This is a genomic window from Salinispora tropica CNB-440, assembly GCF_000016425.1.
Classification (GTDB): domain Bacteria; phylum Actinomycetota; class Actinomycetes; order Mycobacteriales; family Micromonosporaceae; genus Micromonospora; species Micromonospora tropica.
In genome coordinates this window covers 2357014-2370539 of sequence record NC_009380.1, presented here as the reverse complement: position 1 = coordinate 2370539, position 13526 = coordinate 2357014, and the positions used below count along the sequence as shown (strand labels likewise).

Here is a 13526-nt window from a genome sequence, read left to right as displayed (position 1 = left end):
GTCGACGGGAGGTGCTGTGATGAGCCAAGAGTCCGGCCCAGGTGGGGCCTCGACGACCGGGCCGGGACGATCGGCCCGGCCGCTGGACGATGTGGACCGCCGCATCCTGGCCGAGCTGGTCCGCGACGGACGCACGTCGGTACGGACGCTCGCCGCACGTCTGCACATCTCCCGAACCAACGCGTACGCCCGGGTGGAGCGGCTACTACGAGACGGTGTGGTCACCGGCTTCCAGGCCCGGGTGGCGCCGGAGGCCGCCGGGTTGGGCACTTCGGCGTACATCGCGATCACCATCGAACAGAACACCTGGCGGGAGGTCTCGGCGGAGCTGGCCCAGGTGCGCTACCTGGAGCACGCCGCGCTGGTTGGCGGCGACCACGACGTCCTCGCTCTGGTCCGGGCCCCGGACAACGCCACGCTGCGAGATGTGGTGCTGACCCGGGTGCAGAGCATCCCCGGGGTGCTCTCCACCCGCACCTGGCTGGTCTTCCACGAGTTCGACGGCGCGACGTCACCCTGGGGCCCGGCCGCGTCCCCTCCGCTTCCCGGCCCCGGGGGGCCCTGAACGTTCCGGTGGCGCCGCCAGCTCCTCCCGGTCGGCCAACTCCAGCAACGGCTCCAGCGAATACGCCTGCTCGTCCAGGCCCGCGTGTGGGTCGCCGTGTGCGGCGAAGCGGGTCGGCATCGTGGTGATGTCGAAGTCCTCCGGCCGGGCATCGTCCAGCTCGGTCCAGGCCACCGGTGCGGAGACCAGCGCCGCCGGGGTGGGCCGGATCGAGTACGCCGAGGCCATCGTGTGGTCCCGGGCCATCTGGTTGTAGTCGACGAAGACCGGCCGATCCCGCTGCTCCCGCCACCAGGTGGTGGTGACCAGGTCGGGCCGGCGGCGCTCGATCTCCCGGCCCAGCGCCAGCACCGCCCGGCGGCAGTCACCGAAGCCCCACCGTGGCTCGATGGTGAGGTAGACGTGCAGCCCTCGTCCCCCGGTGGTCTTCGGGTAGCCAACCAGGCCGAGCTCGTCGAGGAACGCGCGGACCTCGTGCGCCACCGAGACCACCTGGTCAAACCCGACCCCGGGTAGCGGATCCAGATCGATACGTAGCTGGTCTGGTCGCTCGACATCACGCCGGGACACCGGCCACGGGTGGAACCGGAGCGTGCCGAGGTTGACCGCCCAGGCGACCACGGCCAGCTCACTCGGTGCGAGCTCGTCCGCGCTTCGACCGCTCGGGAACGTCAGGTGCGCGGTGCGGACCCAGTCGGGGGCACCCGCCGGCAGCCGCTTCTGGTAGAAGGCGTCACCACGGTTGTCCGCCCGCGTCGCGATCTTGGCGCCGGCGAAGACGCCGCGCGGCCACCGCTCGAGCATCGTCGGCCGGTCCCGCAGGGCGCGCAGGATGCCGTCGCCGACGGCCAGAAAGTAGCGCACCACATCGACTTTTGTCAGCCCCAACTCGGGAAAGTAGAGCTTGTCCGGGCTGGAGACACGGACCAGCCGCCGTCCCACCCGAATCTGCTCAGCCGGCGTCGCCACGCCCACACCGTAGCCGCGAGCCGGGCGCACGTAGGGTCGGACGCGCATCGCCAGCCGCACGGTTCCGAGTGCCCCCGGCGAAGAGTTGGGTCACCAGGCGGTCGGCGGTAGCCCCGCCGGCGCCGGCAGAATCCGGCGCAGCTGCCCCGGCAGCCCGCTCCGACGCCGCCACTCCCGGGGATAGCCCACCGACACCTCCTCGAAGCGCACCCCGTCGTACCAGGTGGTGCGAGGGATGTGTAGGTGGCCGTAGACCACCGCGACGGCGTTGAAGCGCCGGTGCCAGTCGGCCGTCGCCTCGGTACCGCACCACTGCGCGAAGATCGGATAGCGGAGAATACGGGTGGGCTCGCGACACAGCGGCCAGTGGTTCATCAGGACCGTCGGCAGCGCCGGGTCCCGCTCCGCCAATCGCCGGGCCGTCCCGGCGACCCGAGCGGTACACCACGCCGACCGGCTCTCGTACGGGTCGGGGTGCAGCAGGTACTCGTCGGTGCACACGATCCCGGTCCGGTACGCCTCGGCGAGCGCCGCCTGCGCCGTGTCGAGGCCCTCGGGGCGCCAGCTGTAGTCGTAGAGCAGGAACAGCGGCGCCACAGTGACCGGGCCGCCGAGTCCCTCCCACACCGGGTACGGGTCCTCCGGCGTGACGACGCCAAGCTCTCGACAGAGTTCGACCAGGCGCGCGTAGCGGGCCACGCCACGCAGAGGTACCGGGTCGGTCGGCAGACTCCACAGCTCGTGGTTGCCGGGCGACCAGAGCACCTTCGCGAACCGGGCGGCCAGCAGCCGCAGCGCCCATTCGACCTGCGCGATCGTGTCCCCCACGTCGCCGGCGACCAGCAGCCAGTCCTCCGGCGACTCCGGGCGGAGCTGCTCGACGACCGTCCCGTTCTCCGCGTGCCGCACGTGCAGATCGCTGATTGCGAGCAGGCTTCCCCGCCCCTTTGCCCGATCACCCGGCCCCGCCATGCCCCGATCCTAGCCACGCTCTCCATCGCCGTCGATCTTCGATTCGACTAGGCCGGCGGAGCAGGGCACGATCGGGGTGCCGACGCCGCGCAGCGAACCCGGTAGGATCCCCTCGGGCCGTGACTGGCGCGATCTGGGATGGAGCACCATCGGGGAACGGCCCATCACGAGGACGCACGCCGAGCGCCTGGGCCTCCACACGTCCGTCGGGAACGCACGTTCACCAGGAGGTCACATGTCGGGTAACGCTGAGTCCACCGCCTATCGCAGCGCACTCGAGGTAATCGGTGCCGTCGAGCCACGGGTCGCCAATGCCATCCGCGCAGAGCTGACCGACCAGCGTGAGTCACTCAAGCTGATCGCCAGCGAGAACTACGCTTCCCCGGCAACGCTGCTGGCCATGGGCAACTGGTTCAGCGACAAGTACGCCGAGGGCACGGTCGGCCGTCGCTTCTACGCCGGCTGCCAGAACGTCGACACCGTTGAGGCGCTCGCCGCCGAGCACGCCCGGGAGTTGTTCGGGGCGCCGTACGCCTACGTACAGCCGCACTCGGGCATCGACGCCAACCTGGTTGCCTTCTGGGCGGTCCTCGCCGACCGGATCGAGTCGCCCGCGCTCCGGCGCGCCCAGGCCCGACACGTCAATGACCTCACCGAGGCCGACTGGTTCGCCCTGCGCCGGGAGTTGGGCAACCAGCGGATGCTGGGCATGTCGCTGGACGCCGGTGGTCACCTCACCCACGGTTTCCGGCCGAACATCTCCGGCAAGATGTTCGACCAGCGCAGCTACGGTACCGACCCGGAGACCGGGCTGATCGACTACGACGGGGTCGCCGAGGCAGCCCGCGAGTTCAAGCCGCTGATCCTCCTCGGCGGCTACTCGGCGTATCCCCGGAAGGTCAATTTCCGGATCCTGCGGGAGATCGCCGACTCGGTCGGGGCCACCTTTATGGTGGATATGGCTCACTTCGCCGGATTGGTCGCTGGCAAAGCCTTCACCGGCGACTTCGATCCCGTCCCGCACGCGCACATTGTGACCTCCACCACGCACAAGTCCCTGCGCGGACCCCGTGGCGGCCTGGTGCTCTGCGGTCCAGAGCTCGCCGAGCAGGTCGACCGGGGCTGCCCGATGGTGCTCGGCGGCCCGCTGCCGCAGGTGATGGCCGCCAAGGCCGTCGCGCTCGCCGAGGCCCGGCGTCCCGACTTCGTCGACTACGCCGGGCGGATCGTCGCCAACGCGCAGGCCCTGGCCGACGGGTTGCAGCGCCGGGGCGCGCAGCTGGTCACCGGCGGAACCGACAACCACCTGGCGCTCATCGACGTGACCGGGTACGGGCTCACCGGTCGGCAGGCCGAGCATGCGCTCCTCGACTCGGGCATCGTCACCAACCGCAACGCGATCCCCCAGGACCCGAACGGCGCCTGGTACACCTCCGGGATCCGAGTCGGTACGCCGGCGTTGACCACCCGGGGCCTCGGCACCGCGGAGCTGGATGCCACCGCCGAACTGATCCACACTGTCCTGAGCCACACCGCACCCGGCACGAACGCCGACGGCACCTCTTCGAAGGCGAAGTACGTGCTGGACCCGGCCGTCGCCGACCGGGTCGGCAAGCAGGCCAGCGACCTGCTCACCGGCTTCCCCCTCTACCCCGCCATCGACCTGGGTTAGCCCGGCGGCGCCTTGATCGAAACGTCAGCCCACGGTGGTGTCTTTGGACCAGCTACTCCGGTAGAGGGTCCCCCGGCCCTGCGGGTCGGGGACACCATCGACGGGCGGCAGCGGCGCGGAAAACTCGTCCTCCGGCCCGTTGGGCAGCACTCCCCCGGTCGTCCGGGACCGGCGGAGCCGGGTGACGACGAACCAGACGAGCCCAGCCACGCAGGCCAGGATGACGACGTTCTGGAGGACGCCGGTGTACCCCTCGACCAGGTGCCAGTTGTCGCCGAGCAGGTACCCGGCCATGACGAAGGTGGTGTTCCAGATCAGACTGCCCAAGGTGGTGTAGACGACGAAGGTCCACACCGGCATCCGCTCCACACCGGCCGGAATCGAGATCATGCTTCGGAAGATCGGAATCATCCGGCCGAAGAACACCGCCTTGACTCCGTGCCGCAGAAACCACTCTTCGGTCTTGTCGACGTCACTCAGCTTCACCAGCGGAAGCCGGGCGGCGATGGCTCGCATCCGTTCCCGGCCGAACACCGCACCGATGTAGTACAGCGCGAGCGCACCCAACAGCGAGCCCAGGGTGGTCCAGAAGATCGCACTGACGACACTCATCCGCCCCTGGCCGGCAACGAACCCCGCCAGCGGGAGGATCACCTCGCTGGGAATCGGTGGGAACAGGTTCTCCAGCGCCACGGCGAGGCCAGCGCCGGGACCGCCCAGCCGCTCCACCAGCTCGATGACGTGCCCGACCAGACCGTCCTGAGGAGGCTCGGCCTGGTTGGCGCTGATACTGGTGACGAGAAGAGCGTGCTCGGTTCGAGGCATGACTATACCGTACGAACTGATCCTGAGCCCATACTCAGACGGTCCAGGGTCTCCCAGGCGACGAGAGCAGGTGGACTCCGCCGAGTCAGCCCGAGGGCAGGTCGGCCAGGATCCGGCCGAGGATCTCCGGCGTACGCTCCGGCGGCTCCGCCTCCACGCAGAGCCGCTCCATCGCCAACGCGTAGAACTCCAGATCTTCCCGCTTGTCGAGGTAGAGGGCGCTGGTGAGCTGCTCGATGTAGACCACGTCGGGTAGCTCTTGGTCACCGAACCGCAGGATGGAGAAGGCACCGCCCGCGGCGGCGTGCCCGCCGGCGGCGAACGGTACGACCTGGAGCCGCACGTTCGGCAACCTGGTCGCCTCGATCAATGCCGAGACCTGCTGCCGCATGACCGTCGGACCGCCGATCGGCCGGCGCAGGGCCGCCTCGTCCACCACGGCCCACAGCTGCGGCGGATCCTCCCTGTGCAACACCTGCTGCCGCCGCATCCGCAGGGTGACCCGACGGTCGATCTCCGCCGGTTCGGCGCGGCTGTGGCCCAGGAGCACCACCGCCCGAGCGTACTCCTCGGTCTGGAGCAGACCGGGCACAAACTGGAGTTCGTACGTGCGGATCAGGGCAGCTGCCGCCTCCAGCCCAAGGTACGCCTGGAACCAGGACGGCAGCACGTCACCGTACCGGTGCCACCAACCAGGGCTGTTCGCGTCCCGGGCGAGGTGGAGCAGGGCGTCCCGCTCCTGAGGGTCGGTGATTCCATAGAGGGTCAGCAGATCGGCGACGTCGCGTTCCTTGAAACCGACCCGCCCCAGCTCCATTCTGCTGATCTTCGACTCAGAGGCCCGAATCTCCCAGCCCGCGCCCTCCCGGGTCACCCCGCAGGACTCCCGTAGCCGGCGCAGCTGCGCCCCGAGCATCATCCGCAGGACGGTTGGGCCAGCCGCTGACCCCCCCTCAGCGGATATCGTCGCCACTGCCGCCCCTCCGTTTGCTGGCCACACCGGGCCCGGACCTGACCCGGTCGCCGGGCCAGCATGCCATGGACCGTCGGGGAGGGGAATCGGTCCCGGCGGCGCGGCGTGGATCAGTGGATCAGTGGATCAGATGATCGAAGTCACCGTCTCTCGCGCCAAGCACGAAGGCCGCGATCTCGTCCACGGTGTAGATCAGGGCGGGGCCGTCGGGATGCCGGGAGTTGCGGACAGCGATACCCGCGCCGTCGGGAAGCTCGGCCAGCTCGACGCAGTTGCCACTGGGGTTGCTACGGCGGCTCTTCTGCCACCGCAACGGTGGTAGCTCGGGGGTGGGAACGCCATTTGGTAGCGGCTGCATGTGCGCCCTTCTCGTCATGCATCCGTCCACACCGCTACCCGGTCGGGTGCGTTTGGACAGAGAGGCTCCTGCACGTGCATCTGCTATTGCATCTGCATCGGACAGCGAGCATGATAGCCGACGGGAGTGGTGTCGATCCGCTTACCGTAAGTCACACTCATCTGGGCGACGACCAGGGCAGACGCGGGGTCGGTGACCGTCGGCAATGCCGGGGCGTCGGCATGACTGGAGGACTCATGCCGGATCCGCTGACGATCGCCTCCGGCGTCTGCGCCGCGGGCGCCCTCGTCTCGTCCTGGCAGCTGCACCGCCGGGCGGTGCAGGCCGAGACGGAGATCGCCGCCCTCCAGGCCGAACTTGCCGCCGAGCGCTACGCGGCCAGCCACGACCCACTCACCGGCCTGCCCAACCGACGAGCCTTTCATCGGCTTGCCGCCGCCCTGCTGACCCGGGCGGACGGACGGCCGCTGATCGCCGCCGTCCTCGATCTCGACGACTTCAAACAGATCAACGATCGGTACGGACACGCCGCCGGCGACCAGGTGCTGATCAACGTCGCCCAGCGGCTCGCCGCCTTCGCCGGGGACGACCCGGTCGCCCGGCTCGGCGGGGATGAGTTCGCCGGGTTGCTCACCGCCCCCGAGGTCGAGCGGCGGTGGCTTGAGCACGCCACCCGCCGATTGCATGACGTCCTCGCCGCACCGATCCGGCTACACTGCGCAAGCGTACGAGTGACAGCTTCCGTCGGGTTGGCACCGGTCAGCTGTCCCGCCCAGCTCTCCGAGGCGTTGGACCGCGCCGACGCCGCGATGTACCGGGCGAAGAGCATCGACTCGCCCCGCCCCCGCCAGCTCCTCGATAGCGCGCGCGCCGGCGACCGCTGACCTGGTCACTCGATCGACGGGCCAGCAACACGACGGTTAACAAGACCAGCCCCTCGAACCCCACCAGCACACGCTGGGCCAGCCCCAGGTAGGTGCCCTGGCTGAACTCGCCGTCGGATATGTCATGCACGATCCTCCACCCGGCCGGCACCAGCTGCACCGCGCTGAGCACGAGGCCCCACCGAAGACGCAGCGGCCCGTCACGGTTGGCGGCGAAGGTCGGCCAGAGCGCGGCCGCGAGAAACACCAGCCACGCGGAGATCGTGTGAGGGTCGACCACCGGCATGGGGGCCGGACGCCCGTCAACCCACCGGTCGGGGAAGGCAGCCACCGCAATCGTGGCGACGCCCGAGAAGGCGAGCACCAGCCGCCCCGCCATCCGCACCGGACGCAGGCCAACGGCGGACAGCACGACACAGATGCCGGAGCCAAGGATGAACAGGGTCATCACCCAGCGGTGGCTGGCTCCGCGCGCGGCGAGTTGACTGATCGAGTAGCTGACCTGGTCGAAATGGTACGGCTGGAAGGTGGCCGCGAACGCTGCTCCGCCGACCAACAGCAGCGGGGCCAGGAGGGCGGTGATCACGGTCCAGCCGGGCACGGTGGGCATAGAGCCATCATGCGACGAACAGTCCCCCATCACCCGAATTCTGCGGGTACAGCGGTGATCTTGCATCGCCCACAGCCGTACAGGGAGAGGAGGTGGCGTTCGGGACGGTACCGGCGCCGGACGGGATGACGTCGCGGCGCCGCAGCCGGGTGGCGGCAGAAGCGTTCCTCCGCATCCGCTCGACAGTATGATGAAGACCACAGCTTGGCGGATACCCCCCGGGGTATAGTGAGACCTGGAGGTGCCACGTGAAGCTTCGACCCGAGATGACCGGCGACGCGCTGACCCGACTCAAGCGAGCCCGAGGCCAACTCAACGCCGTGGTTGACATGATGGAAGACGGTCACGACTGCCGGGAGGTGCTGACCCAACTCGCCGCAGTGTCGAAGGCTGTCGACCGGGCTGGTTACAAGATCATCGCCTCGGGAATGCGGCACTGCAACGCCGCCCGGGAACAGGGTGAGACGCCCGAGATGACCGAGGAGGAGCTGGAGAAGCTCTTCCTGACCCTGGCCTGAGTCAACCGAAGAAGAGACCCTCCGGCCGCATCCCCGCGACCGGAGGGGGTATCCGCGCCCCAAACAAAGGCACCCACCTGCCTACCAGATACCCCCGGGGGTATAAGCCCTGTCATGGAAGGAGCACGGCGGTGGAGTTCAACGTTTCGGTCCTCGCGACGTCGTCACTGGGCGACCGTAGCTACCTGGCCTCCGACGGTCACGTGGCGGTCGTCGTCGACCCGCAGCGCGACATCGATCGAATCCTATACCTCGCAGGCGAGAAGCGTGTCCGCATCACTCACGTCGTCGAGACACACATTCACAACGACTACGTCTCCGGCGGGCTCGAACTGGCCCGGGTCACCGGCGCCCACTACCTGGTCGCCGCGGCGGAGCGGGTCACGTTCGGGCGACTGCCGGTCGCCGACGGCGACACCGTGCCGGTCTCCGACGCGATGCGCCTGCGGGTGATCGCCACCCCCGGCCACACCTTCCACCACCTGTCCTACGTCCTGGACTATGCGACCGATGGCGGCTGGCAGTCGGCGGGGGTCTTCACCGGCGGCTCCCTCCTCTTCGGCACCACCGGCCGCACCGACCTGCTCGGGCAGCAGCACGCCCACGAACTGGCCCACCACCAGCATGCCTCGGCCCGGCGGTTGGCAGACCTGTTGCCCGACGGCGCCGAGGTATGGCCGACCCACGGGTTCGGCAGCTTCTGCTCCGCCAGCCAGACCGACGCCCCGGAGTCGACCATCGGCCGGGAGAAGGAGGCCAACCCGGTGCTCCGGCTGGCCGTCGACGACTTCACCACCGAGACCCTCTCCGGGTTGGATGCCTACCCGGCGTACTACGCCCACATGGGAGTCACCAACCTCGATGGTCCGGCACCGGTGGACCTTACCCCGGTCGCCCGCGCCGACGCGGCCGAGCTACGTCGGCGGATCGATGATGGGCAGTGGGTGGTTGACCTACGACACCGCAAGGCGTATGCCGCCTCCCATCTGGCCGGCACGGTCAGCCTCGGACTGGACGGGCCGATGTCCACCTGGCTCGGCTGGCTCATCAGCTGGGGCGCACCGATCACCCTGCTCGCCGAGACCGCCGCACAGATCGCTAGTGCACAGCGCGAACTGGTACGCATCGGCATCGACCGGCCAGCCGCCCAGGCCACCGGCGAGACCGGGCGGTGGGCCGCCGACCGCGAACAGCTACGCAGACTGCCGCTGGCCGACTTCGCCGCGCTGGCCGACGCCAACGCGGGGCGGCTCCGCACCGGGCTACCCGCCCCCGACGTGGTGCTCGACGTGCGAACGACCAACGAGTGGACCGCAGGCCACATCGCCGGAGCCGTGCACCTTCCGCTACCCGAGCTACCCCGGCGTCTCGCCGACCTGCCCACCGGCGCGGTCTGGGTGCACTGCGGTTCTGGCTACCGGGCCGCCGCCGCCGGGTCGCTGTTGGCGAACGCAGGGCGCGACGTGGTCGTCATCGACGACCAGTTCGCCGCAGCAACGGCGGCCGGAGTCACCCTGGTCGGGCCAGATGCCACCCGCGCCTGAGCGGGCCCGGGCCGCCCCGCCACGAGCGGCGCCCCTTCACCCCATCCCCTGAGAGCACCCATGAACGAGGTAACCATGAGCACCGCCCTCGACACCGCCCAACTGCGGGAACTCATCGACTCGGGCCGCGCTCCGCGCCTGCTCGACGTGCGCACTCCCGCCGAGTTCGACAACTCACACATCCCCGGTGCCTACAACGTGCCCCTCAACCTGCTTAAGGAGCATCGCACGGAGCTTCGCGGCCACCTCGACGAGGACGTGGTGCTGATCTGCCACTCGGGGGCCCGGGCCAGCCAGGCCGAACGGACGCTCGCCGCGATCGGCGTACCGAACGTGAAGGTCCTGACCGGCGGCATGGTGGCCTGGCGTGTCGCCGCCGGGCCCATCACCGAAGGCACCCCCCGATGGGACCTGGAACGACAGGTCCGGCTGGTCGCCGGCGCCATCGTGCTGGCCAGCGTCGTGGCCTCGCTGTTCGTACCCGGCGCCGAGTGGGTAGCCGGCGTCATCGGCGCGGGCCTCACCATCGCCGCGCTGAGCAACACCTGCGCGCTGGGCATGCTGCTCAGCAGGCTGCCATACAACCGAAACGCCAGCTGTGACCTGGACACCATCATCGGTCAACTGAGCGACGCCGCCCCCGCTGGGCGGCGATCGTGACCGTCAGCCTCGCGCTGACCGTCGGGCTGGCCATCCTGATCGGGCTCAGCCTCGGCCTGCTCGGTGGGGGCGGCTCGATCCTCGCCGTACCGCTGTTGGTCTACGTCGCCGACCTGCCCGCGAAGGAGGCAATCGCCACCTCGCTGCTGGTGGTCGGCGTGACCAGCGCAGTCGGCGTGCTACCGCATGTCCGCGCCGGGCGGATCCGCTGGCGCACCGGCCTGCTCTTCGGGACCGCCGGCATGGCTGGGGCCTACGTCGGTGGCCGGCTGGCCGAGTTCATCCCGGCGGCGGTCCTGCTCACCGGCTTCGCGGTGATGATGCTCGCCACGGCGACCGCGATGATCCGCGGTCGCCGTGGCACCGGCGACGGGGCGGTACCACGAGAGCTCTCCGTGCGGCGGGTCCTGCTGGACGGCGTCGTGGTCGGCCTGGTCACCGGCATGGTCGGCGCGGGTGGCGGCTTCCTGGTGGTACCCGCACTCGCGCTGCTCGGTGGCCTACCGATGCCGGTCGCCGTCGGCACCTCACTGGTCGTCATAGCGATGAAGTCGTTCGCGGGTCTGGCCGGCTTCCTGTCCAGCGTCAGCATCGACTGGAGCCTGGCCGCCACGGTCACCACCGCCGCGGTCGCCGGCAGCATCGCTGGCGCCCGGTTGGCCGGACGCATACCCGAGGTCGTGCTCCGCCGGACGTTCGGCGGTTTCGTGGTGATCGCGGGTGTGTTCATGCTGGTCCAGCAGGTACCCGGGGATGGCCACATCAAAATCCTGGTAGCCGCCCTCGCCGGCCTGCTCGGGGTGGTCGCGCTGCTGGTCGCCGGCCACCGCAGAACCGCCGGGACAACAGGGCGGTTGCGCCGCGCCCTTCGCCGGATCACCGGGGCGGACAGCTGACACCACGCGGGCAGGAACTCCCGGTTCCTGCCCGGCATGTTGTCGACCAGGCCGGGAAGACGGCGGGGCGCCCCCAGACACACGGGGGCGGGACGGAGGTCGACATGCGGGTAGTACTGTGGGTCATCGGTATCGTCGCTGCCGTACTCATCCTGGTGGGACTGCTCTCGAACGCGGCCCAGTGGCTGATGATCATCGGTGCGATCACGCTGGTGGTGGTGGCCATCATCGCGATCGTCAAGGTGCGCCAGAGGACCCAGCAATCGCAACGGCGACACTGACCACGGGGCACCCGATCGGCGGTGCGGCGACAGGTACCTCACCGGTTTTCTACCGGACCGTAGATTACGGTCCAGTAGGTAAACGTGGGGAGGACGGACACCATGAACCTGAGCGCCGAGCGGCCGTGGCTGCGTAGCTACGCACCGGGCGTGCCGACAACCATCGCTCCGACCGACGAGTCCCTGGTAGACCTGCTACAGGAGGCCGTTCACCGGTTCGGCGACCGGACCGCACTGGACTTCTTCGGCGCCACCACCAGCTACCGCGATCTGGCGGCACAGGTGGACCGGGCAGCCGAGGTGCTGCGCCGCCTCGGCGTCAGCCAGGGAGACCGAGTCGCACTGGTCCTGCCGAACTGCCCGCAACACGTGGTGGCCTTCTATGCGGTGCTCAGACTCGGTGCGGTCGTGGTCGAGCACAACCCGCTCTACACCGAACAGGAGCTCGCCCACCAGCTCGCCGACCACGGCGCCCGAATCGCCGTGGTTTGGTCCAAGATCGCCCCGCTGGTCCACCGCACCGCCAGCACCACCAAGGTCGAAACGGTTGTCGCAGTCGACCTCAGCGCGGCGCTGCCCCGGCTCAAGCGCTGGGCGCTGCGGCTGCCGCTGCCCCGAGCCCGCACCGCTCGCGCCGCGATCACCGCTCCCGCGCCGGGCACACTGGCCTGGGAGCGCCTGCTGGCAGACAGCGGGCCGCTGGCCGCCGACCACCCCGCACCGGGGCCGGACGACACCGCGCTGTTGCAGTACACCGGCGGCACCACCGGCACCCCGAAGGGCGCGATCCTCACCCACCGCAACCTGCGCGTCAACGCGGCGCAGGGCCGCGCGTGGGTGCCGGGCCTCCGCGACGGCGCCGAGACCGTGTACGGCGTGCTACCACTGTTCCACGCGTATGGGCTGACGCTCTGCCTGACCTTCTCGGTCAACATCGGCGCGACCCTGGTGCTGCTGCCCCGCTTCGACGTGGACGAGACCCTCAAGGCGATGCGTCGCCGCCCACCGACATTCCTGCCGGCGGTGCCACCGATCTACGAGAAGCTCGCCGTCGCCGCCCGGGAACGTGGGGTCGAGCTGACCTCCATCCGGTACGCCATCTCCGGGGCGATGTCACTGCCCCCGGCCATTGTGGGGCTGTGGGAGTCGGTGACCGGCGGGCTGCTGGTCGAGGGGTACGGGCTGACCGAGACCTCCCCGGTGGCGTTGGGGAACCCGGTGTCCACGGCCCGGCAACCCGGCACGGTGGGCATCCCGTTCCCCGCCACCAACATCCGTATCGTCGACCCGGAGGACCCGGCCCGGGACCGCGCCCCCGGCGAGGCGGGCGAGTTGCTGATCAGCGGGCCGCAGGTCTTCGCCGGGTACTGGTGCCGGCCGGAGGAGACAGCGGCGGTGCTACTGCCCGGCGGTTGGCTTCGGACCGGGGACATCGTGGAGATGAACTCGGACGGCTTCGTACGGGTCGTTGACCGGATCAAAGAACTGATCATTACTGGTGGGTTCAACGTCTACCCGTCCGAGGTGGAGGAGGTGCTGCGGCAGATCCCCGGGGTCCGCGACGCCGCGGCGGTCGGTCTACCCGGCACCGCTGGGCGCGAGGAGGTTGTCGCCGCGGTGGTACTGCACTCGGACTGCACCATCGACGAGGCGGGCATCCGGGCCAGGTGCCGGGAGCAGCTGACCGCGTACAAGGTGCCGCGCCGGGTGGTGGTGGTCGACGACCTGCCCCGCTCACAGATCGGCAAGGTGCTGCGGCGGGAGGTCCGCGACCGGCTGCTCGCCGTCTGACCGGACGC

Annotated in this window: 14 protein-coding genes, 1 pseudogene and 1 riboswitch; of the genes and pseudogenes, 9 read left to right on the top strand and 6 right to left on the bottom strand. The window is 69.8% G+C overall.

From position 1 onward, the window contains the following. The first annotated feature begins 19 nt into the window (after positions 1 to 19). Entirely contained in the window at positions 20 to 565 is a 546-nt protein-coding gene (locus STROP_RS10550) for an Lrp/AsnC family transcriptional regulator (protein ID WP_011905977.1), read from the top strand. Here the strand turns inward: STROP_RS10550 and STROP_RS10545 are convergent. Beyond that, positions 512 to 1582, bottom strand: a complete 1071-nt coding sequence (locus STROP_RS10545; protein WP_080516633.1) for a DNA polymerase domain-containing protein — start codon at positions 1580 to 1582, stop codon at positions 512 to 514. The two genes, STROP_RS10550 and STROP_RS10545, sit on opposite strands and share 54 nt — an antisense overlap. 42 nt (positions 1583 to 1624) lie before the next feature. Further along, on the bottom strand, positions 1625 to 2506 hold the full coding sequence (locus STROP_RS10540; RefSeq protein ID WP_011905975.1) for a metallophosphoesterase family protein: 882 nt from the start codon (positions 2504 to 2506) through the stop codon (positions 1625 to 1627). A 109-nt stretch (positions 2507 to 2615) separates the two neighbouring features. Beyond that, a riboswitch (ZMP/ZTP riboswitch) is annotated at positions 2616 to 2706 on the top strand. A 35-nt stretch (positions 2707 to 2741) separates the two neighbouring features. Here STROP_RS10540 and STROP_RS10535 point away from each other — a divergent pair. Continuing rightward, positions 2742 to 4178 (top strand): glycine hydroxymethyltransferase, encoded by a 1437-nt coding sequence (locus STROP_RS10535; RefSeq protein WP_011905974.1) that lies wholly within the window; start codon positions 2742 to 2744, stop codon positions 4176 to 4178. Positions 4179 to 4202: 24 nt separating this feature from the next. Here STROP_RS10535 and STROP_RS10530 read toward each other — a convergent pair whose 3' ends face one another. From STROP_RS10530 to STROP_RS10520, 3 genes are all read right to left on the bottom strand, one after another. Next, a complete protein-coding gene (locus tag STROP_RS10530; RefSeq protein WP_011905973.1) occupies positions 4203 to 5003 on the bottom strand; it encodes a DedA family protein in 801 nt (266 codons plus the stop codon). A gap of 85 nt (positions 5004 to 5088) precedes the next feature. Then, entirely contained in the window at positions 5089 to 5922 is an 834-nt protein-coding gene (locus STROP_RS10525; RefSeq protein WP_026274884.1) for a helix-turn-helix domain-containing protein, read from the bottom strand. Between the two features lie 172 nt (positions 5923 to 6094). Next, on the bottom strand, positions 6095 to 6334 hold the full coding sequence (locus tag STROP_RS10520; RefSeq protein WP_011905971.1) for a DUF397 domain-containing protein: 240 nt from the start codon (positions 6332 to 6334) through the stop codon (positions 6095 to 6097). A gap of 236 nt (positions 6335 to 6570) precedes the next feature. Here STROP_RS10520 and STROP_RS23985 point away from each other — a divergent pair, with 236 nt between their 5' ends. Then, positions 6571 to 7218, top strand: a complete 648-nt coding sequence (locus tag STROP_RS23985) for a GGDEF domain-containing protein (protein WP_011905970.1) — start codon at positions 6571 to 6573, stop codon at positions 7216 to 7218. 13 nt (positions 7219 to 7231) lie between these two features. Here the strand turns inward: STROP_RS23985 and STROP_RS10510 are convergent. Beyond that, positions 7232 to 7828, bottom strand: a pseudogene (locus tag STROP_RS10510) (DUF998 domain-containing protein); the annotation flags it as partial. A gap of 248 nt (positions 7829 to 8076) precedes the next feature. On the opposite strand from STROP_RS10510, the gene STROP_RS10505 reads away from it, so the two are divergent. From STROP_RS10505 to STROP_RS10485, 6 genes are all read left to right on the top strand, one after another. Then, a complete protein-coding gene (locus STROP_RS10505; RefSeq protein WP_011905968.1) occupies positions 8077 to 8346 on the top strand; it encodes a metal-sensitive transcriptional regulator in 270 nt (89 codons plus the stop codon). A gap of 131 nt (positions 8347 to 8477) precedes the next feature. Further along, positions 8478 to 9890: an MBL fold metallo-hydrolase gene (locus tag STROP_RS10500; protein ID WP_011905967.1), complete on the top strand. Its 1413-nt coding sequence runs from the start codon at positions 8478 to 8480 to the stop codon at positions 9888 to 9890. A 75-nt stretch (positions 9891 to 9965) separates the two neighbouring features. Next, positions 9966 to 10550 (top strand): rhodanese-like domain-containing protein, encoded by a 585-nt coding sequence (locus tag STROP_RS10495; protein ID WP_011905966.1) that lies wholly within the window; start codon positions 9966 to 9968, stop codon positions 10548 to 10550. Then, complete coding sequence (locus STROP_RS10490; protein ID WP_011905965.1) at positions 10547 to 11446, top strand: sulfite exporter TauE/SafE family protein; 900 nt, start codon at positions 10547 to 10549, stop codon at positions 11444 to 11446. Before STROP_RS10495 ends, STROP_RS10490 begins: the two co-directional genes overlap by 4 nt. Positions 11447 to 11550: 104 nt before the next feature. Further along, a complete protein-coding gene (locus STROP_RS25140) occupies positions 11551 to 11727 on the top strand; it encodes a hypothetical protein (protein WP_011905964.1) in 177 nt (58 codons plus the stop codon). A gap of 102 nt (positions 11728 to 11829) precedes the next feature. Then, positions 11830 to 13518 (top strand): long-chain-fatty-acid--CoA ligase, encoded by a 1689-nt coding sequence (locus STROP_RS10485; protein ID WP_011905963.1) that lies wholly within the window; start codon positions 11830 to 11832, stop codon positions 13516 to 13518. The last annotated feature ends 8 nt before the right edge of the window (positions 13519 to 13526 follow it).

Coding starts and splice junctions, on each gene's coding strand:
- STROP_RS10530 (WP_011905973.1), bottom strand. CDS start 5,003: ATGCCTCGAACCGAGCACGCTCTTCTCGTCACCAGTATCAGCGCCAAC.
- STROP_RS10545 (WP_080516633.1), bottom strand. CDS start 1,582: ATGCGCGTCCGACCCTACGTGCGCCCGGCTCGCGGCTACGGTGTGGGC.
- STROP_RS10540 (WP_011905975.1), bottom strand. CDS start 2,506: ATGGCGGGGCCGGGTGATCGGGCAAAGGGGCGGGGAAGCCTGCTCGCA.
- STROP_RS10535 (WP_011905974.1), top strand. CDS start 2,742: ATGTCGGGTAACGCTGAGTCCACCGCCTATCGCAGCGCACTCGAGGTA.
- STROP_RS10550 (WP_011905977.1), top strand. CDS start 20: ATGAGCCAAGAGTCCGGCCCAGGTGGGGCCTCGACGACCGGGCCGGGA.
- STROP_RS10495 (WP_011905966.1), top strand. CDS start 9,966: ATGAGCACCGCCCTCGACACCGCCCAACTGCGGGAACTCATCGACTCG.
- STROP_RS10520 (WP_011905971.1), bottom strand. CDS start 6,334: ATGCAGCCGCTACCAAATGGCGTTCCCACCCCCGAGCTACCACCGTTG.
- STROP_RS10485 (WP_011905963.1), top strand. CDS start 11,830: ATGAACCTGAGCGCCGAGCGGCCGTGGCTGCGTAGCTACGCACCGGGC.
- STROP_RS23985 (WP_011905970.1), top strand. CDS start 6,571: ATGCCGGATCCGCTGACGATCGCCTCCGGCGTCTGCGCCGCGGGCGCC.
- STROP_RS10525 (WP_026274884.1), bottom strand. CDS start 5,922: ATGATGCTCGGGGCGCAGCTGCGCCGGCTACGGGAGTCCTGCGGGGTG.
- STROP_RS25140 (WP_011905964.1), top strand. CDS start 11,551: ATGCGGGTAGTACTGTGGGTCATCGGTATCGTCGCTGCCGTACTCATC.